The sequence below is a fragment of the Acetobacterium wieringae genome (assembly GCF_026646375.1).
In the GTDB taxonomy this organism is placed as follows: domain Bacteria; phylum Bacillota; class Clostridia; order Eubacteriales; family Eubacteriaceae; genus Acetobacterium; species Acetobacterium wieringae_A.
In genome coordinates this window covers 75,391-94,213 of the sequence record NZ_JAIPPU010000014.1, presented here as the reverse complement: position 1 = coordinate 94,213, position 18,823 = coordinate 75,391, and the positions used below count along the sequence as shown (strand labels likewise).

At 42.9% G+C, this 18,823-nt stretch carries 23 protein-coding genes; 20 read left to right on the top strand and 3 right to left on the bottom strand.

All coding sequences use genetic code 11. From position 1 onward, the window contains the following. Positions 1 to 10 precede the first annotated feature (10 nt). From Q7P33_RS13200 to Q7P33_RS13180, 5 genes are all read left to right on the top strand, one after another. A complete protein-coding gene (locus tag Q7P33_RS13200; protein ID WP_303870989.1) occupies positions 11 to 874 on the top strand; it encodes an ABC transporter ATP-binding protein in 864 nt (287 codons plus the stop codon). A gap of 44 nt (positions 875 to 918) precedes the next feature. Then, positions 919 to 1,650 (top strand): ABC transporter permease, encoded by a 732-nt coding sequence (locus Q7P33_RS13195; RefSeq protein WP_303870988.1) that lies wholly within the window; start codon positions 919 to 921, stop codon positions 1,648 to 1,650. Positions 1,651 to 1,718: 68 nt separating this feature from the next. Then, positions 1,719 to 2,336 (top strand): helix-turn-helix domain-containing protein, encoded by a 618-nt coding sequence (locus Q7P33_RS13190; protein ID WP_369693309.1) that lies wholly within the window; start codon positions 1,719 to 1,721, stop codon positions 2,334 to 2,336. A 39-nt stretch (positions 2,337 to 2,375) separates the two neighbouring features. Then, positions 2,376 to 2,711, top strand: a complete 336-nt coding sequence (locus Q7P33_RS13185; RefSeq protein ID WP_303870987.1) for a GIY-YIG nuclease family protein — start codon at positions 2,376 to 2,378, stop codon at positions 2,709 to 2,711. A 4-nt stretch (positions 2,712 to 2,715) separates the two neighbouring features. Further along, entirely contained in the window at positions 2,716 to 3,378 is a 663-nt protein-coding gene (locus Q7P33_RS13180; protein ID WP_303870986.1) for a chloramphenicol acetyltransferase, read from the top strand. An 81-nt stretch (positions 3,379 to 3,459) separates the two neighbouring features. Here Q7P33_RS13180 and Q7P33_RS13175 read toward each other — a convergent pair whose 3' ends face one another. Then, a complete protein-coding gene (locus Q7P33_RS13175) occupies positions 3,460 to 3,813 on the bottom strand; it encodes a helix-turn-helix domain-containing protein (RefSeq protein ID WP_303870985.1) in 354 nt (117 codons plus the stop codon). A gap of 182 nt (positions 3,814 to 3,995) precedes the next feature. Here Q7P33_RS13175 and Q7P33_RS13170 point away from each other — a divergent pair, with 182 nt between their 5' ends. Beyond that, positions 3,996 to 4,487, top strand: coding sequence for a nitroreductase family protein (locus Q7P33_RS13170; RefSeq protein WP_303870983.1), 492 nt, complete (start codon positions 3,996 to 3,998; stop codon positions 4,485 to 4,487). 532 nt (positions 4,488 to 5,019) lie between these two features. Here the strand turns inward: Q7P33_RS13170 and Q7P33_RS13165 are convergent. Further along, positions 5,020 to 5,352 carry a helix-turn-helix domain-containing protein gene (locus tag Q7P33_RS13165; protein ID WP_303870981.1) on the bottom strand — a complete coding sequence of 111 codons (333 nt, stop codon included), beginning with the start codon at positions 5,350 to 5,352 and terminating at the stop codon, positions 5,020 to 5,022. A 140-nt stretch (positions 5,353 to 5,492) separates the two neighbouring features. Between Q7P33_RS13165 and Q7P33_RS13160 the strand changes: the two genes are divergently transcribed. The 6 genes from Q7P33_RS13160 to Q7P33_RS13135 all read left to right on the top strand — a co-directional run bounded on the left by Q7P33_RS13160 (position 5,493) and on the right by Q7P33_RS13135 (position 11,503). After that, the gene (locus Q7P33_RS13160; RefSeq protein ID WP_303870979.1) at positions 5,493 to 6,290 is read left to right on the top strand and encodes an amidohydrolase family protein; all 798 of its coding nucleotides are present in this window, start codon (positions 5,493 to 5,495) and stop codon (positions 6,288 to 6,290) included. A gap of 205 nt (positions 6,291 to 6,495) precedes the next feature. After that, positions 6,496 to 7,269: an ABC transporter ATP-binding protein gene (locus tag Q7P33_RS13155; protein WP_303870977.1), complete on the top strand. Its 774-nt coding sequence runs from the start codon at positions 6,496 to 6,498 to the stop codon at positions 7,267 to 7,269. A gap of 1 nt (position 7,270) precedes the next feature. Then, positions 7,271 to 8,383 (top strand): ABC transporter permease, encoded by a 1,113-nt coding sequence (locus Q7P33_RS13150; protein WP_303870976.1) that lies wholly within the window; start codon positions 7,271 to 7,273, stop codon positions 8,381 to 8,383. 1 nt (position 8,384) lies between these two features. After that, positions 8,385 to 9,644: an ABC transporter permease gene (locus tag Q7P33_RS13145; protein ID WP_303870975.1), complete on the top strand. Its 1,260-nt coding sequence runs from the start codon at positions 8,385 to 8,387 to the stop codon at positions 9,642 to 9,644. A 75-nt stretch (positions 9,645 to 9,719) separates the two neighbouring features. Continuing rightward, complete coding sequence (locus Q7P33_RS13140; protein ID WP_303870974.1) at positions 9,720 to 10,877, top strand: sensor histidine kinase; 1,158 nt, start codon at positions 9,720 to 9,722, stop codon at positions 10,875 to 10,877. Further along, positions 10,874 to 11,503, top strand: coding sequence for a response regulator transcription factor (locus Q7P33_RS13135; RefSeq protein WP_303870972.1), 630 nt, complete (start codon positions 10,874 to 10,876; stop codon positions 11,501 to 11,503). The genes Q7P33_RS13140 and Q7P33_RS13135 overlap by 4 nt, the downstream gene beginning before the upstream one ends. 94 nt (positions 11,504 to 11,597) lie before the next feature. Here Q7P33_RS13135 and Q7P33_RS13130 read toward each other — a convergent pair whose 3' ends face one another. Continuing rightward, positions 11,598 to 12,182 (bottom strand): TIGR00730 family Rossman fold protein, encoded by a 585-nt coding sequence (locus tag Q7P33_RS13130; RefSeq protein WP_303870971.1) that lies wholly within the window; start codon positions 12,180 to 12,182, stop codon positions 11,598 to 11,600. Between the two features lie 335 nt (positions 12,183 to 12,517). Between Q7P33_RS13130 and Q7P33_RS13125 the strand changes: the two genes are divergently transcribed. The 8 genes from Q7P33_RS13125 (at position 12,518) to Q7P33_RS13090 (ending at position 18,740) form a co-directional block, all read left to right on the top strand. After that, positions 12,518 to 13,813 (top strand): MFS transporter, encoded by a 1,296-nt coding sequence (locus tag Q7P33_RS13125; protein ID WP_303870969.1) that lies wholly within the window; start codon positions 12,518 to 12,520, stop codon positions 13,811 to 13,813. Between the two features lie 30 nt (positions 13,814 to 13,843). Next, positions 13,844 to 14,656 (top strand): glycerophosphodiester phosphodiesterase family protein, encoded by an 813-nt coding sequence (locus tag Q7P33_RS13120; protein WP_303870967.1) that lies wholly within the window; start codon positions 13,844 to 13,846, stop codon positions 14,654 to 14,656. Between the two features lie 215 nt (positions 14,657 to 14,871). Next, complete coding sequence (locus tag Q7P33_RS13115; protein ID WP_303870965.1) at positions 14,872 to 15,687, top strand: glycerophosphodiester phosphodiesterase family protein; 816 nt, start codon at positions 14,872 to 14,874, stop codon at positions 15,685 to 15,687. A 74-nt stretch (positions 15,688 to 15,761) separates the two neighbouring features. Continuing rightward, complete coding sequence (locus tag Q7P33_RS13110; RefSeq protein ID WP_303870963.1) at positions 15,762 to 15,971, top strand: hypothetical protein; 210 nt, start codon at positions 15,762 to 15,764, stop codon at positions 15,969 to 15,971. A 109-nt stretch (positions 15,972 to 16,080) separates the two neighbouring features. Further along, a complete protein-coding gene (gene def / locus Q7P33_RS13105; protein ID WP_303870961.1) occupies positions 16,081 to 16,536 on the top strand; it encodes a peptide deformylase in 456 nt (151 codons plus the stop codon). Positions 16,537 to 16,589: 53 nt separating this feature from the next. Then, positions 16,590 to 17,492: a YafY family protein gene (locus Q7P33_RS13100; protein ID WP_303870959.1), complete on the top strand. Its 903-nt coding sequence runs from the start codon at positions 16,590 to 16,592 to the stop codon at positions 17,490 to 17,492. Between the two features lie 72 nt (positions 17,493 to 17,564). Beyond that, on the top strand, positions 17,565 to 18,062 hold the full coding sequence (locus Q7P33_RS13095) for a VOC family protein (protein WP_303870957.1): 498 nt from the start codon (positions 17,565 to 17,567) through the stop codon (positions 18,060 to 18,062). Between the two features lie 117 nt (positions 18,063 to 18,179). Next, positions 18,180 to 18,740 carry a GNAT family N-acetyltransferase gene (locus Q7P33_RS13090; protein WP_303870955.1) on the top strand — a complete coding sequence of 187 codons (561 nt, stop codon included), beginning with the start codon at positions 18,180 to 18,182 and terminating at the stop codon, positions 18,738 to 18,740. Positions 18,741 to 18,823: the final 83 nt, after the last annotated feature.

Below are 18,823 nucleotides of genomic sequence, written 5' to 3'. Positions count from 1 at the left end.
AGGTAATATAGTGAGTGCAAAAGTGCTATGCTTAGAGCATATCAGAAAGGATTTTGGCAAAGCAAAAGTCCTCTCGGATATTAATTTAACTGTTTTAAAGGGAGAAGTTTGTGGCTTGGTTGGGAATAACGGTGCTGGAAAGACTACCTTGCTTCGCTTGGTAGCTGGATTGATGAAACCTTCTGAAGGCAGCGTTTCGCTTCATACCGAAAAACCGTATATTGGTTATATGCCACAAACCTGTCGCTTTGATAATCGGCAAACGGTTGCCCAAACGGTTCTCTTTTTCGCATCCCTTAGAAAAAAAGACGAACGTGAAGGACTGGTGCTTTGTCAGAAATTTGGATTGGAGATAAACAAAAAGGTAAGGTATCTTTCACCTGGACAGCAGAAAAAGCTACTGATGGTAATTGCCATGATTGGTGATCCTGACTTGTATATTCTGGATGAGCCAACTGCTGGGTTGGATCCAGGTGCGACCGATGAAATGGGGCGATTGATAAAAGAAATCTATAACCGAGAAAAGAGCATTGTGATTTCCTCCCACATTCTTCAGGATATGGATGATATCTGTACCGATATCGCCATCATGGAGCGTGGAATGCTTATCTATAATCAGAAGTTGGAAAGCAGTTACATTGTATCTACGAGCCCAGTTGGAGATGTGTTAATAGAGCATTTGGAAAAAAAGTATTCGTTAAAGGTGAGTAATAAGAGGACGACATTGCATATCAAAACGGATAAGAAAGGCGTGGCAGAGTTGGTAAAAGTACTGACGGTTAATTCTGTTGATGTTTATGAAATATCGCCTACCAATGTGAAGGGTATTGTACAGGAGCATCTGTATCTGAGAGAAAATGAGGTAATGAAATAATGCGAACGATATTCAGATTGACGTGTCGTGATATCAAACACGCATTGAGTTTAAGAACGTTCGGTGTTTGGATTGTCTTAGCAGGGATCACTGTTTTTTTCTTTTTTACGTCAAATGGACGACATGCATTGGTGGAAACCAACCAAGTAGAATTTATGTCAATCTTTTTACCGCAGATAATTTTTGGAGTATGGGCAGTCATGTCGGTATACTTTGATTTAATATCTGCTGATCGGGAGCATAATGTCTTAGATTGTATCTTGAGTTCTGGTGTTACGAAAGGGCAGGTGTTTACTGCGAAACTGATTACCACGGCAGTTATTTCTTTGTTGCTTTCGTTTATTTATTTAACCCCAATTATGACAGTGATTGCCGGGTTAAGCGATGTGTCGATAGCAGCTGCAACGGTCGGGAAATATCTGTTTCCTTTTTGGGGGTATATCATGGTGTTTGCGGCAATGGGTGTTGTGATTTCGGTATTGGCACGTTCCTCTAAAGCAGCGATGATTTGGAGCTTGGCATGCGGGCTTATTCTTATGCCACGTTTTTTTATACTGATTGTAGATAGCATTGGAGCGGTATTTAATTTATCAGAAAAAGTGGTTAATAACCTCAGTTTAATTTCCCCAGGTGTTATGATGGAGACACTTTCAAATTTGAATAACATCGAAAGCTGGATTACGGCAACGGTTGGATTCTCAATTAGTGTTGTTTTGCTATTTGTGATTGCGTATGTGGTGTTTAAGAATCAAGATGAATACAATTATGGGGAATAAAGAGAGACAAATACAAACTCTACGGAGCGTTGATTGAATAAATTTTATTGAGCGATTATGATATGGTTATGGAGGTACGACAATTGGATTGCAGTAAGGTAGGCGTGTTATTGAAGGCATTACGAAAAGAAAAGGCGATGACCCAGAAGCAGGTTGCCGAGCGGATGCACCTCAGTGATAAAACCATCTCCAAATGGGAGCGGGGCCAGGGGTGTCCGGATGTATCCCTTCTGGGCGCGCTTTCTGAACTGTTTGATGTAAATATTGAAAAAATACTATTGGGAGATTTGGAACTGAATGATATGGAAACGGGAAATTTGAAACGAATAAAATTCTATGTTTGTCCAAACTGTGGCAATGTGGTCAGCACCACTGGCGAAGCCGAGCTTTCTTGTTGCGGTCGAAAACTGGCTCCACTGGTGGCTAAACCGGCAGATGAAAACCATCTGGCAACCATCCAGGATGATGATGGGGAATACTATATTACCTTTGATCACGAAATGACAAAGTCTCACTTTATTTCCTTTGTGGCCTACGTGTCAAGTGATCGTAGCTTGTTTGTCAGACTTTATCCGGAACAGATGGCAGCTCTGCGACTACCCAAGATGAGCGGCGGCAAGTTGGGCAAAAAGTTTGGCAGCAAATTATATTATTATTGCAGCGGTCACGGTCTTTGGGTCATGTGAGCAACGACCGGAAACGTTACTTTAAGGGGATTAAAATAAATGGAAACACAGTCAAAAAAAGAATTGAAAGAAAGCTATAAAAACAGAGCGGTTATTGGGGGCATTTACGGCATAAAATGCAGTGGCAATGACCGGATCTGGATAAAATCGACCAAGAATATGGCTGGACAGCAAAACCGCTTCGGCTTTGCTGTTGCCACCAATTCATGCCCAGAGCCGGCAATGCTTGATGATTGGAAAGCCTTTGGCGCCAAGTCTTTTTCATTTGTCGTTCTGGAAGAAATCGAAAAAAGTGAAGCACAGAGCGAGCGAGAGTTCAGCGATGACGTTGCAATACTGCTTGAAATCTGGATTGATAAACAAAAGGAAGAATGAATAAATGAACACACAATTACACCCCATTGACGTTGAAATCTGGAATCGGCGATCTTACTTTTACTATTTTACCGAAATGCTGCCTACCGGATTTTCGATGAGTGTGGAGATCGATATTACTGAGGCATATCACCAGATTAAAAAAGCTGGTAAAAAGTTTTTTCCGGCCTATCTCTATCTGGCGGCAAAATTGATAACTGAGCAGTCGGAATTTCGGGTTGCAAAAACGGCCGATCAGCTGGGGCATTATGAGGTTTTACATCCTTCTTACGCCTGTTTTCATGAGGATGATAAAACCATGTCAACTATGTGGACAGAATATGATCCGGATTTTGAAGTCTTTTATCACAACTATATAGAAGATCAGAAACGTTATTCTGGGAATCACGGGATTTTGGCCAAACCAGAGCTGCCGCCGTCGAATAGCTTTATGGTGGGGATGGTGCCGTGGACCCAGTTTACCAGTTATTCACCAGTCCCCTATGCGAAGGCCGATTATTATTTTCCGATCTTGCAGGCGGGCCGTTTTTTCGAAAAAGCGGGCCGGAAAATGATGCCCTTTTCGATCACTGTTCACCACGCCGTTGCGGATGGCTACCATGTGGGTTTATTTTTGGAAAAATTCCAGGATGCCATGAATCATCCCGAACAGTGGATTGGGCTGTGACGAAAACCATCGTTTTTTGCGTCGATGCGAATATAAACATAAAGTTTTGGCAACACGGTCGGTCAAAATGGATTCGTTTGGTTACTGATTGACAGCCGTAGCTGTTTCCTCAGGGACTTCTTCAGCCATATAATCTTTGCCCCATTCGCACATGGCATCGAGAATCGGATAAAGGCTCTGGCCAAAACTGGTTAGTGTATATTCAGTTTTGGGAGGTACCACCGGATAGACGGTTCGGGTGATCAGACCATCCCGCTCCAGCTCACGTAGTTGTTGGGTGAGCATTTTTGGGGTAGCCTGGTGAACGATTTTTTGCAGTTCATTAAAGCGTAGGGTCTGATCAATCAGATTCCAGAGAATTTTTGTTTTATATTTTCCACCGATCAGGCTAATGGTGGCATCAATGGGACAGCAGAAATGTTTTTTTTCGGCCATGGTTTCTCCTTTGGTAGTTTCTTGAATACTTACTATCTTTTTGGGTAGTAAGTGACAAAAAAGTGCATTCTTGTTTTTATGAAAATGATTGGTAAAATGATAGCATGAATCAGGAATAGAAGCAAGAAATAGCCAAAACGGCATGGGTAAACACCCAGCTAAGAAATAATTGGAGGATGAAAATGAACGTGATCTTTAACAGAACCAGTGTGAGAAAGTATGAAGACAAGGCAGTGGAAACAGAAAAAATTGACCAGATTCTAAGAGCTGCGATGGCCGCTCCATCGGCCGCCAACCAACGTCCCTGGGAATTCTTTGTCGTTAAAAATAAAGAAACCATGGCCGCTCTGGCAGACTGCAGCCCCTACGGCGGATGCATCAAGGACGCTGCTGTGGCGATTGTACCAGTATATCGAAAAGAGATGATGATGCCGGAATTTGCCGACATTGATATGGCTGCCTGTACTGAAAACATTCTTCTTGAAGTCACTGAACTTGGTTTGGGGGCGGTTTGGATTGGTATTGCGCCGCTGGCTGACCGGATGAAAAATGTTCGTGACGTTTTAACTATTCCAGATCATCTTGAGCCTTACGCCATCATTCCGATCGGTTACCCGGCAGCCGAAGCAAAGCAGCAGGATCGTTTTGAGGCAGATCGGGTTCACTTTGAGTAAGTCTAAATTTATTAACTTAGAATGATAAAGTCAAAAGCCGCAATTAGCCCGAAAAGGTTAATTGCGGCTTCTTAAAATCTGTGCAAAATTGGCAGCGGCAAGAATAAACGTCAAAAGAATGTTTATTGCGATTGCTTTATGACCACGGCCATTGATTTTATTGACTTTAGTCTGTTGAGTGAGCATAGAATCCGAAATAATAAACCACCAACTATGTGGGTGGAAGACGCAAAGATTATACCCCAAAAGCACCTCACCATGTAAGATAGTGATATTTAGGCGCTATTTAAAAGTAAGGAGTGGTGATTTTTTAAAAAACAAAACAAATCGTTTTTCCCATACAAAATGGATGTGTAAATAGAACATGATATTTATATCTCAATATAATGAGGCGATGGCCGGTAAAAAAGGCCGATAGCCTCAGTGCAAATCGCCCGTTAGACCGGTGTTGATGATTATCATATGGGTTTGCTCCTGGGAAAATATATGAGTGGTGTGAACCTGCCCGAAACATGGATAGAGTAGACCAATCTCAGTTGGTACGCCGATGCTGTCGTCCCCAATCGCACATGGCAACAACCAGAGGGATCAGACTTTCGCCTTTTTCGGTCAGGGAGTATTCCACCTTGGGGGGCACCTGAGGATATTCTTTTCGCAAAATGATGGCTTCATTTTCCAGTTCTTTTAGTTGAGAACTCAGCATTTTGTGGGTGATCCCATCGATGTTCTTTTTTAAAATGCCGTACCGGATGGTTCCCATGCAGGAAAGTAGATAAATAATTTTTAACTTCCACTTGCCACTGACAATCGACAAGGTATATTCAAAGGGTTCTTTATTCGTAACAAAACAGATTTCTTTTGGCATGGCTATCACTTTCCTTTTCGTTAGTATGTTACATAAAAGTGCATACTATTTTTTTTTACTAAACGCATTATAATAAAAGATAGAAAATATTGCAATCGAATATGTATATTTGAGTAAAAGAAAGAAGAGGAACGTAAATAATGATTATTGATGGACATTCCCATGTAACCTTACCGGTTGAAGCACATATAAAAGATATGGATGCAGCCGGAATTGACAAAACGATTTTGTTTTCAACATCGTTTCATCCGGAAATGGCGAAAAATGCACAGGAAGTAAAAGTGGCCATGGCCTATCTGGGCGATTTGCTGGCGGGAAAAAAGGGCTCCATGATTGAGGCTCGAGAACAATCAATTACCGAATTAGTGGCAGCGATTAAGCAGTATCCCGCCCGCTATTTGGGGTTTGGAGCGGTACCACCAGGATTGGATTATGACACCACAATGGCCTATGTGGATAGAAATATCAAAAAAAACCAGTTAAGCGGTCTGGGCGAATTCACCCCGGGTTCTGGTCAGATTCAACTACTGGAAAATATCTTTAAAGCTTCAAGTGAGTTTGGCAATCTGCCCATCTGGATTCATGCTTTTTTCCCACTGGAAATACAGGATATCCGGGAGATTGCAGCGTATGCCAGGCAATACCCGCACAGCCCTATTATTTTAGGGCATTTAGGTGGCTGCAACTGGCTGGAAACCATGGATCTGGTCAAGGAACTACCGAATTTGTACCTGGATACATCGGCCTACTATTCCACCTTTGTTTTGGGGATTGTCATCAATGAATTGCCAGAGAAGTGCATCTTTGGGGTGGATCGCCCTTTTGGAGATCTGGTATTATCACAAGAAGCGATTTTAAAGGTGGCGAAAACGCCTGCGATTGCAGCGGCTGTTCTGGGTGGAAATATAATGAGGTTGCTTGATGTTGAGCAACTTTGAGCGTCCCTTAGGTTCACGATCTGCACGGTTGATGATTAATAATCGGAGCGGGTGAAAAACCAGGTTATGACGAAAGTCATAGCCTTTTATTGCTTTTTGCACTGTGTTAAAAACGACCAAAATGATATCTTAAGGATAGAAAATCCGTGATTGCGAATTGATGTGGATCGTAGATAAAAAGTGTGATAAAGAAAGGACATAAATAATGGAAACTGCAATTGTAAAACTGGAAGGCTTAACAAAAAAATATGATGGTAAGGCTGTCGTTGATCATGTTTCGCTGGAAATACGGCGAGGGGAGATTTTTGGACTGTTGGGGCCTAACGGTGCCGGTAAAAGTACCACCATGAATATGATTTGTTCGTTGGTAAAGCCAACAGCCGGAAAAATCAGGCTGTTTGAAAAAGATGTGCAAACCGATATGAAGGAGGCTAAAGCAAGACTTGGTTACATCCCTCAGGAGCTGGCCATTCATAGCAATTTGAAAGCCTGGGAAAATGTCGAGTTGTTTACCTCCCTTTATGGAATAAAGGGCAAGGAACTAAAAAAAGCCATTGATGACTCATTGGAATTTGTTGGCTTAAAAGATAAACGCAATGTCTTTAGTAAAAATTTTTCCGGCGGTATGAAACGTCGGCTGAACATTGCTTGCGCCATTGGCCATCATCCGGAGCTGCTGATTTTTGATGAACCCACGGTGGGCATTGATCCCCAATCCCGAAACTTTATTCTGGAAAAAATAAAAGTTGCCAATGGACAAGGTGCTACCATTATTTATACCAGCCATTATATGGAAGAAATCGAAGCGATCTGTTCCCGGATTGCCATTATGGATAATGGCAAAATCATAGCCATGGGCACAAAAAAAGAACTGACCGAATTGGTCACGGCAGAAACAGATTCTGAAATGAGCCTGGAAGAAGTTTTTCTAACCTTAACCGGCAAGAAACTCCGCGATTATGCCGAGGGAGAACTGTGAGATGCCACTGATATTGATCAAAAACAACATGAAACTGATGTTTCGGAGTAAAGCATTTTTGTTGATGATGATCGTAATGCCGGTCATTGTGATTGCCCTGTTGTCCAGTGCCTTTAAGGATATGATGGCGTCGGCCCGGGAAATCGATCCGTTTACGGTGGGCTACCGGATCATCGCAGACAGCCCCTATCAGACGTATTTGCCAGAGCTCAAAAAAGCAAGCATGGAGAACGATGTAACCCTCACCGAATATCCGGAAGGTGAGATTGAAAAGCTGATTAAAAATGGAACCGTCACTGCTTTTGTAGACATCCAGGATGATGATTATATCCTGTATCAGTCAAGCGAAAAAAAGGCCGAAGCGTTGGTTACAGAGAGCATTTTTGACAGCTTCTTCTATCAGGTGGACGCCAACACCGCCCTGGTAAAAGCCCAGATGGCGCGAGGAATCGTTGATGTAAAATTACTGGATTCGAATGTCAATCGATTATCTCAAGAGGTGCTGGAAGTGGAACCAATGCCTACATCCACCGATTATTATGGCATTATCTATATTGTCTTCTGGAGTTTTTGCGGGATGATGCCATTGGCGGCGGTCATCGCCAGTGAACGTAAAAATGCCATTCCTCAGCGAATGCGGGTGTCACAAATGACCAAGACGCAATTTTACCTGGCGAAGTTCGTACCTTGTTTTCTGGTAACCTTTATTGAAATGGGGTTAGCCTGGACAATCTCAGCACTGCTCTTTAACGTCCATTGGGGACAGCTTCCGGCTTCAGTCGGAATCATCCTGCTTTCCACCATGGCAGCAGCGGCGATCGGCGTTTTTCTTTATCAGCTCTTTAGCAAAGTGGTTGTCAGCGTGGTCGTAGGCTTTTCACTAACCTGGGTGCTGGGCTTTTTCGGCGGTTCCTTTGATCCGTACATCTATGAAGATTTCCCAATTCTGCTGATGAAAGCATCACCGATTTACTATGTTAATCGGACCCTGGTGGAGTTTTCCACCAAAGGATACAGTGACTACACCGGAACCTGTTTGATTTATCTGGTTGGCCTGATTTTGGTTTTTGGGATACTAGGCAGCATGCTGATGAACCGGAAAGTGGAGGAATAAAATGAATGGCTTTTTTACGATGGTAAAAACAAACCTGAAGCTACTGCTTCGGAATAAGGGCTATCTGTGTCTGGTGATTGTGCTACCGATTCTATCAGCCGGCCTATTGTCGTTGCAATTAGACGACACCGTGACAATGAAGGATGACACCTCTTATGTTGTTCAAAACATTGACAATCGGGATAAAAACATTACCAGTATTGAAAATACCAAGCTTTTGGTTAAGATCTATGACAACAGCAACACGGAGCTATCCGATGATCTGGCTCAGGAGCTGGCGGGAACTGGAATTTTTCGAATCTTTCGCTATAATCAGGAAGTGGTTGATTTGGCCACTGCCAGAGCAGCCAGCATCGACAGTGCCGGGAAGAGTAATATTGGCGCAGTGGTCTATATTCCCGAGAATTTTGAGTCGGACATCTTATCCGGCGGTACCGGTAATTTATCGATCATGGAAATCACCGATGACGGACGAAATGACTTGCTGGCCAGCACGATTAATACTTACGTCAGCTTTATGATGCAGGCTGCCAACAGCACGAATTATGATAAGCCGGCGCTGAAGACGATGCTCGGCGAACTGAAAGAAAGTCGCCTCAGCAAACAAATCAAACCGGTGGAAGTCGGAAATAGCTTGACATTAACCAGTCAGCAGAACCATCAAAGCACCCGCATTGGTTATTCAATTGCTGCATTGACAATGGGTTTTCTGTTTTGTGGGGTCTTTATTTCGGACATCATCGTCAGAGAAAAAAACAACAAGGTCTATAACCGGATATTTTTGTCGAGAGTCAGTATTCTCAACTATATTCTGGCAAAAATGGCTATGATCGTGCTGACCGTTGTGATACAGACCGGCATTTTAGCCGTTGTAACACCGATGTTGGTGAGTACTGATTTTGGTATTCCTTTTGGCAGCTATTTGTTCCTGGTTTTCGGTCTGGGCTTATGTATCAGTACCCTTTCGGTCGTTATTGGTACCCTGGTCAGCAATACCATGAATGCGACCTATGCTGTCTTTGCCATCTGGATTGTCTCCAACATTATGGCTGGCTTATACTTTCCGATTACCAGTGCGGCCCAGTGGTGGGTAAAAACGTCGCTGTTGATTCCCCAGCGCTGGGTGATTGTCGCTTCAGAAATGCTGATGACGGGAGAAACCGGGGTTTATGCAATGTACGGGTTGATTGTCGGCTGTTATCTGCTAATCCTGATGGCTGGTACCACCATTGGCGTTATGGTTGGAAAAAAGGATTATTAAACAATTACATTGAAGTAAAAATTAACTATGTGATAAAATGTTCATAAAGCAAACTGGAGATAGGAAGTCAGACAGATGGTTGAAAAGATGAAGGAAAATTATTCTGCGATGATAAAATTCAGCTGTCTGACGATCATGCTGGCATATGTGATTGTTGGTAGTGAAAAATCGCTGCAAGCGATCAGTTTGGAGTGCTTTCTACTGGGATTGTTTCTGATGGTAGCGACCCTTTATGAATTGCTCGACAAGGAGAAAATCGGCTGCCTGCTTGCTGAAATAATCCTGGCGATTGTGATCTTCGCTTTATTTCTCAATAGCAGCATCGGTTTTTATTTAATACCGGTGGTGGTGTTGGATACGGTGGGTTATTTTAAATTGCCCCTCGTCGTCGGTTTGATGGCTTTTGCCGGTGTCTTTTTTAATCCGCCGGATTTAGCTGTTTATATGATTTTTTGTATCTTTATTAGTGTTATTTATTTCCAAAATCAAGTGATGATTAAGAAGTATCAAGATAAGCTCGAAAACTATGAGCAGGAAGAGTTTAAACTAAAAGATTCCATTTCAGACAAAGATCTGAAGTTTAAAAAGAAACTGGAGCAGAACAGTCTGCATTATAAAAATCAAATGCTTGAAGAACGGGCCCGAATCTACCAGGCGCTCCACGATAAACTGGGGCATAGCATTAACGGTTCTGTTTATCAATTGGAAGCCAGTAAGGTATTGATTCATGATAAACCGGACGAAAGCACCCGGATCATTCAGGCGGTAATTGATACCTTAAGGGAGAGCATGGATGAAATCCGCTTTATCTTAAGAAAGGAAAAACCGGATCGGAAAAAAGCAGCGCTGTTGCAGCTTCATGGATTGTGTGAAGAATGCCGGGAAAAATACGGCATTCAAGCGACCTTGCTGTTAGAGGGGGAAGACAAAGAGATCCCCGATCACATTTGGGAAGTGATTCTGGATAATGCCATTGAAGCGGTTTCAAATGCCCTTAAATATGCCAAATGCTCCAGACTGGCCATCGAATTGATGGTGATGAACAAAATCGTCCGTTGTAGCATTTATAATAACGGCGCAAGCTGTGAAACCATCGTCGAAGGAATGGGGATTCAGGGAATGAAAGACCGCATCCGGAAAGTAAATGGACTAATTGATATTGATGGCCAAAACGGATTTCGGATCAATATGATTTTCCCGTTAACATCAGTTGAGGAAAGGGGACAGTCATGAATAAAATAAAGGTAATCATTGTTGATGACTCGGATTTTGTGCGAGATGGCATGGGTATCATCCTCGGTGTCGATGACGAGTTCGAGGTTGTCGGCTGTGCCAAAAATGGCAAAGAAGCCCTGGAATTTGCAATGAAGGACAAACCGGATGTCTTTTTGATGGATATCCAGATGCCGGAGATGGACGGTATTGCAGCAACCAAAGCGATTGTAGCGCAAGGGTTGGGAAAAGTGCTGATCCTAACGACCTTTGATGATCGTGAACTGGTGGAACAGGCTATGAAAAATGGCGCCGATGGATACTTGATCAAAAATCATACCCCGGAACAACTAAAACAAAGCATCAAATCCGTCTATCATGGGGTTCATTTTCTCGACAGTCAGGTGCTTAATAAATTTACCGAACCGGAAACCAAATGCAGTACGGGTTTTGACGGCAGTTTGTTTACAGCCAGAGAACTCGGGATTATTGAAGCGGTAGCCGATGGCTTATCGAATAAGGAAATTGCCGAAAAACTGTTTCTGAGCGAAGGCACCGTCAAAAATTATATCAGTGTGATCCTGGACAAGGGCAATCTTTCTCATCGGACACAAATGGCTATTTATTATTTAACGGGACGCCGATAAGCAGAAATGAGGGGATAAAAAACGCCATTGGGATGCAAATCCCAATGGCGTTTTTCGATAAATCCAATTCAAGCGATAAATTCACAAAAATAGTTTATGCTGGCTCCAGCTGCTGCCACTTATTGCCCAAAACCGGTGGGGTATAGTGAATCATCTGATTGACCAGCTCACCAGGATCGGAAGAAACCAGTACCAGTTTGGTATTGGACGGGTTCATAAAGCCTTCATTGACGATGGTTGTCATCATATTGATGAAGGGGTCGAAAAAGTTTGAAATATTGAGAATGCCAATCGGTTTTTTATGAATTCCCAGTTGGGCCCAACTATAGGTTTCGAATAACTCTTCGAAGGTACCGATGCCGCCGGGAATGGCAATAAAACCATCGGACAAGTCAGCCATGGTTTGCTTGCGTTCATGCATGTTTTTGACTTCGATAAATTGAGTCAGGCGATCATTAATCACTTCGTCGGGAAAAAGTCCCCCGGGCATAACCCCGGTAACTCGGCCATTGTTGTCCAGCATATAGTTGGCAATTTCCCCCATTAAACCGATTTTTGATCCGCCATAGACCAACTCAATATTATTCTTAACGAGCACCAGGCCCAGGGCTTTTGTCATTTCTTTATATTCGGGACGAACTCCCAGATTGGAACCGGAATAGACACATATTCTTTTCATTGCTGTTTCCTCCAAGGATCTTATAAAAATTTAATGGATGCATCAGAAGTGATGCATCCAAAAGCATAAGTCATATTAAGAAATTATATTATACCAATTATGGATTCTTTTGACAAGCAGGTCATGATGGGTTAGGGCTTTATTTAAGAAAACAGGCATGGCTGTTTATGGTATGGGAAATGCAAAAAAATGGCAAGCACAATTTGGAGAGAGGGGAAGATTGGCAGGAAATGATGCTGGCAAATTATGAAGATTTATTAAAGATTGGTTAAGTGCGTTGATAAATGATGCGGCTGATGCTATACTTTTTTCATGATAGAAAAAGGAGCGTGTTGATGAAGCTGGATTACCGCCTCACTGTATTAGTTGGTCTGGGGTTTATGACCATCAGTGCTTTTTGGAGCCTGTATGATTTTGTGATTCCGATGATTATGTTGAAAGCCTTTGAATTTAAGGACACAATGGCCGGGGTGATTATGTCTCTTGACAATGTGCTGGCCTTATTTATGCTGCCATTGTTTGGGATGCTGTCAGATAATACCAACACCAGCATGGGGCGACGGATGCCCTATATTTTAGGCGGCACGGCCATGGCGGTGGTTTCCATGCTCTTGATCCCCTATGCCGTAATGGCCAATAAGCTGAGTTTGTTTATTGTTGCACTGGCGTTAGCATTACTCTCAATGTCTTTTTACCGCTCACCAGCGGTGGCCCTGATGCCGGATGTTACCCCGAAACCATTGCGTTCCAAGGGGAATGCAGTGATTAATTTGATGGGGGCAGTTGGGGGGATTCTGGTGTTGGGAATGGTGGCGCTACTGGCTCCGGATAAGAACAACATTAACTACTGGCCCCTTTTTCTAGGCACGGCTTCGGTGATGGTGGTGGGTGTGATTATTCTCAAACTGACGGTTAACGAGCCGGCCGCTGTGATAAAAATGCGGCATGATAGTGCAGCCATGGGGATTGATGTTGAAGAGGCTGAGCATGATGAAACCCTGGTGACCCATGAAAAGCTACCGAAAGCGTATCGAAAGAGTCTGATTTTTATTCTCTTATCGGTGGCACTGTGGTTTATGGGTTATAATGCTGTAACCTCGGCATTTTCAAAATATGCCATGGTTTCTTTGGGAATGAAGGAATCTCAAACAGCTTTAATTTTGATGGTAGCCAGTATTGCGGCAATTATTTCTTTTATTCCCGTGGGGATTATTTCTTCAAAGGTGGGTCGTAAAAAAGTCATCCTGATGGGAGTGGCCGTGTTGGTAACCGTTTTTGCCACGGCAGCTTTTTATACCGCCTTTAACCCGATGTTATTTGTTTCCTTTGCCTTAGCTGGAATCGCCTGGGCGGCCATCAATGTCAATTCCCTGCCAATGGTGCTGGAAATGTCCAAAGGCGCTAATGTTGGCCGTTACACGGGCTATTATTATACAGCATCGATGGCTGCCCAGGTTGTGACCCCGATCGCCTCAGGCGCCCTCTTAGAACATCTTGGTTATCACACCCTGATGCCCTATGGTGCTTTGTTTGTGGGGCTGGCATTTTTAACGATGATGCAGGTTAAACATGGGGATTCCAAACCGATTATAGGGGCATCCAAGTTGGAGGCGTTTGATGTGGCCGATTAAGGTGATAATCGGGTTAAGATGGAGAATTCGATGATTACTTATCTGATATTGGCGCTGGTTGTATTGAGCCTTCTTTATCTTTTTATGATTTTGCCAGCGAAACTGCCAAATCATTCAAATTCATTTCTTTGGAAGAGTCATTATGCCCATCGCGGTCTGCATGAAAAAAACAGGACAGTTCCAGAAAACTCCATCCTGGCTTTTACCAAAGCGGTTGAAGCGGGATATGGCATGGAACTGGACGTTAACCTTACCGTCGATGGAAAAGTGGTGGTATTTCACGATGACAGTTTGCTTCGGGTTTGTGGTGTTGACAGATTGATCACCGAATGCGTATCAACAGAACTTTCGGATTATCATATTGAAAACACAGAACAAACCATTCCACTATTAAAAGATGTGCTACAGCTTGTAGCGGGTCAGGTTCCACTGATTATTGAACTGAAGAATACTAAAGAGTGGCGGAAACTCTGTGTTAAAACCGCAGCGCTACTGGATGGCTATGCCGGTGTATATTGCATTGAGTCCTTTCATCCCGGGATTGTTGGCTGGTTTTATAAAAACCGGCCCGAGGTAATCAGAGGCCAACTATCCGCTGGTTACCGCAATCTAGGTGGTACATCGTTATGGCAACGTCTACTGATTGCTTCAGTGGTGACAAATGTAGTCGCCCGGCCTCATTTTATCGCCTATAAGCACGAAGATGCGCATCATCGACTCAGCTTGTGGCTGTTTCGGCAATTTGGGGGAAAACTGGTTGGCTGGACGGTGCGGGATAATGATGATCAGGTACGGTGTATGGATTATTTTGATGTAATTATTTTTGAGTTCTTCAGGCCTTAGCGCGTACAATGAGATTTAACAGAAAATAGTCTTAATACTAATCTAGTTTTAATGATTGATTGAGAGAATAAAAGGGTAAAAAAGAAGCACTAATAGAAATAGAAAAATGAGTCGGTCATTGTGAAACAATATTGATTTAATTGTGTGGCAAGGCCATTAAAATTCGTGAGAAAGGAACTAGTTTGAATTAGCTTAACAGAAGTGGGTGAGGGAACATGACACTGTATATTTTGGCAATTATAGCCATCTTTATTATTTATATTTTGCTGTTGCTTCCGGGCAGAATGCCAAAGGAGGTTGATGATCGTCTTTGGACCAGTTATTATGCCCATCGGGGATTGCACGAGAAGGATAAATCGATTCCGGAAAATTCCATGGCGGCCTTTAAGAAGGCGGTGGCGGCTGGCTATGGCATCGAGATGGATTTAAATCTAACCGCCGATGGCAAGATTATCGTCTTCCATGACGATAACCTGTTGCGTCTGTGTGGGGTCGATAAATTAATAACTGACTGTACTTATGAGGAACTGATGATTTATAATCTCGAAAACACGGAGGAAAAAATTCCCTTGTTTGAAGAGGTGCTAAGCATGGTTGATGGACAGGTTCCATTGATTGTCGAACTGAAAAACACCAAGAATCTCAACGAGCTGTGTTCAAAAACGGCCGAGTATCTGGATCAGTATGAGGGTTTATATTGTGTTGAATCTTTTCAGCCGTTGATTGTCCGGTGGTTTTATAAAAACCGGCCCGATGTGGTCAGAGGTCAACTGTCAGTGGGGCGTAAAAGCCTCAAGGGACTGGATGTTAAATTGTGGCAATGGTTGCTGATCATTTCATTTGCGACCAATTTTATATGCCGTCCTCATTTTATGGCGTTCCACCATGGCGATGCCCGGCGCAAACTGGGGCTTAGCCTCTTCCATCTGCTGACCGGTAGACTGGTCGGATGGACAGTTCAGGATACCGATGACATTGAGTACTGCAAGAAAAAATTTGATGCAATCATTTTTGAATATTTTGAACCATGAGTTTAGAAAAGGTCTGAACATCTCAAGAAGAGGTGCCGGGCCTTTTTTTCAGGTTGTAGGAGGAATTGGAATTTTTGGAGGAAGAATTAAGGCCAAAAAACCGGACAGGTATATACGTTCTGTCGGCTGTCGAAACAGACAGAACATCGTGTGGCAATACCTTGCAGATAGAAAACGATGCTGTTGTCATTTGGGTCTTTGGAATCACCGTCGTGATCAATTTGATGGGGTTGTTTCTTTACAAAAAAATAAGCCGTGTCGGAAAAGCACAGAATGAGGAGTGAAGATTACCGGGATTACTGTTTATATTAGTTGAAGACCATCACTCATTGACAGCCCCTAGTTTTCACAATATACTTGAGAAAACTAAGTAAAACGAAGCAGGAGGAAACAATGGCAATACGACAACTTCGACACGATGAGGATCCAATACTCAGAAAAAAAAGCAAAGAAGTGACCGAAATCGATCAAAAAATACAGATGATTCTCGATGATATGCTGGAAACCTTGCATAGCATTCCCAATAGTGCGGCAATTGCCGCTAATCAGGTCGGTATTCTAAAGCGACTGGTGGTTATTGATATGGGTGAAGGAGTGATGAAATTAGTTAATCCCGAAATCATTGAGACCAGTGGCGAACAGGAATGTACCGAAGGTTGCTTGAGCTTTCCGGGAAAGTTCGGAACGACCATCCGTCCGCAAAAAGTTACAGTTAAAGCTCGCAACGAAAAAGGTGAGGAAATCATCATTACCGGAGAAGATGATCTGGCCAAATGCTTTTGCCACGAACTGGATCATTTGGATGGAGAAGTGTTTATTGATAAGGTAATCACATTTCTGGACGTTTAAATCATGAACGTCAAAAGAGCTTTCATGAAAGCTCGAATGAAAAGGATCAGCCTATGAAAATTGATCGACTCATCGGGATATTGTCTATTCTATTGCAGCAAAAAAAAGTGACGGCTCCTTATCTGGCAGACATGTTTGAAGTCTCTCGCAGAACCATCAACCGGGATATAGAAGACCTTTGCAAGGCCGGAATTCCATTGTCGACTCGGCAGGGAGCAAATGGTGGCGTTGCCATTATGGAAGGGTACACGATCGATAAAACGCTGCTGTCTTCAGGCGAGATGCAATCGATTCTGGCCGGGCTAAAAAGTCTTGACAGTGTTGCCGGAACCAATCAGTATCGACAATTGATCGACAAACTGGCAGTGGATCGGGGAGTGTCCCAGTCGGATAACCACATTGTCATTGATCTGTCCTCGCACTACAAAAATTCGCTGGCGCCAAAATTTGAACTGATCAAACAGGCCATTGACCAGCGGCGGCTGATTGCTTTTTATTACTACTCACCAAAAGGCGAAAGCAGCCGACGGATAGAACCATACTTGATTGTTTATCAATGGTCATCCTGGTATATCTGGGGATATTGTCGGGAGCGATCTGATTATCGTCACTTTAAGCTTAACCGTCTCTGGGATTTGCAGGTGCTGGAAGAAACCTACAAGCCAAGAAATCTGCCGGAATATAACAGTCAGGAGCAATTGGTTATGCCCAGTCAGATTCAATTGGTGGCAGAATTTGACCCCACAATGAAATGGCGGCTCATTGACGAATATGGGATAAATTGCTATCAGATAACCACATCGGGCAAACTTCGTTTCGAATTCTGTTTTTCCAGCCGGGAGAATCTTTTTAGTTGGTTGCTGAGTTTTGGTGATGGGGTCGAATTAATTAAACCGGAAGCCCTGCGAAATGAATTTTTGATGATCACAAAAAAAATCAGTAAAAAATACCAATGATTGTTACAAACATGACAGACAGGTGTCGTGATTGTGGCGGTATAATGATTAAAAAACGAGGAGGAAGTTGTTATGAAATTTGAAGCACCGATGCTGGTTGTGAATGATATTAATCGTTCCCGGGCTTTTTATTGTGATGTTTTTGGTTTGGAAGTGGTGATGGATTTTGGTGAGAATATTACCTTTAATGCCGGATTTTCGTTGCAGGATAAGGCCCTTTGGGCAAAATTTATCCATCGGGATGAAAAAGAGATTGTCTATCGGGGCAACGATATGGAACTTTATTTTGAAGAAGAGAATCTGGATGATTTTTCAGCACATCTAAAAAATTATCCGGAGATTGAATATTTGCACGATGTGGAGGAAGCTGCCTGGGGTCAGCGGTCGATCCGTTTTTATGACCCGGATTATCACATCATCGAAGTGGGTGAAAGCATGGCCATGGTGTGTCAGCGTTTTTATGACCAAGGGATGACCGAGGCGTCGATTGTCGAGCGGACGATGATGCCAGCGGAAGTGGTTAAGCATTTTATAAAACAACGGCCAAGTGAAAAAGCGCAATTGAATTAAGTGAGTCCCCAAAAAGAAAAGAAGCCCTTCAAACACAAAATTTGAAGGGCTTCTTTTACGTCAGTTTTAAAAATGATATAATAAATCGGTTAATATTGAGAAAAGAAGGTTATAAATATGAACACAGACATCACCATCCGTTGGGCAGAGCTAGATGATGCCCAAGCATTATTAAATATTTATGCGCCCTATGTTAAAGAAACGGCTATTACCTTTGAATATACGGTGCCAACGCTTTTAGAATTTAAGCAGCGCATGCAAAAAACCATGACAAAATATCCCTATCTGGTGGCCGTCAGGGAAGATGAAATCCTCGGCTATGCCTATGCCTCTGAGTTTAAAAACCGGGCGGCCTACGACTGGGCGGTAGAAACCACCATCTATGTTAAACAGCACAGCCGTCAAAGTGGGGTGGGTAAAAAGCTCTATCAGGCCCTTGAGGCAGTTTTAGAAAAGCAGAACATCACGAATCTCTATGCCTGTATTGCCTATCCCAATCCCGACAGCATCGGTTTTCATGAACACCTGGGCTATCAAACCATTGGTCATTTTTCTAAATGTGGCTACAAGCTGGAAACCTGGTATGACATGATCTGGATGGAAAAGATGATTGCGCCGCATGGCATAAAGCCAGCACCGTTTATCAGAATCGGGGATTTAACAAAAAATGAGAAGTGAAAGTCAGAAATTTTGAAAACCAGCTGAAACTAAAAAGTGCAGCGGTTTTAACAAAAAAGCAATAGACAAAACCGTGAAAAAAG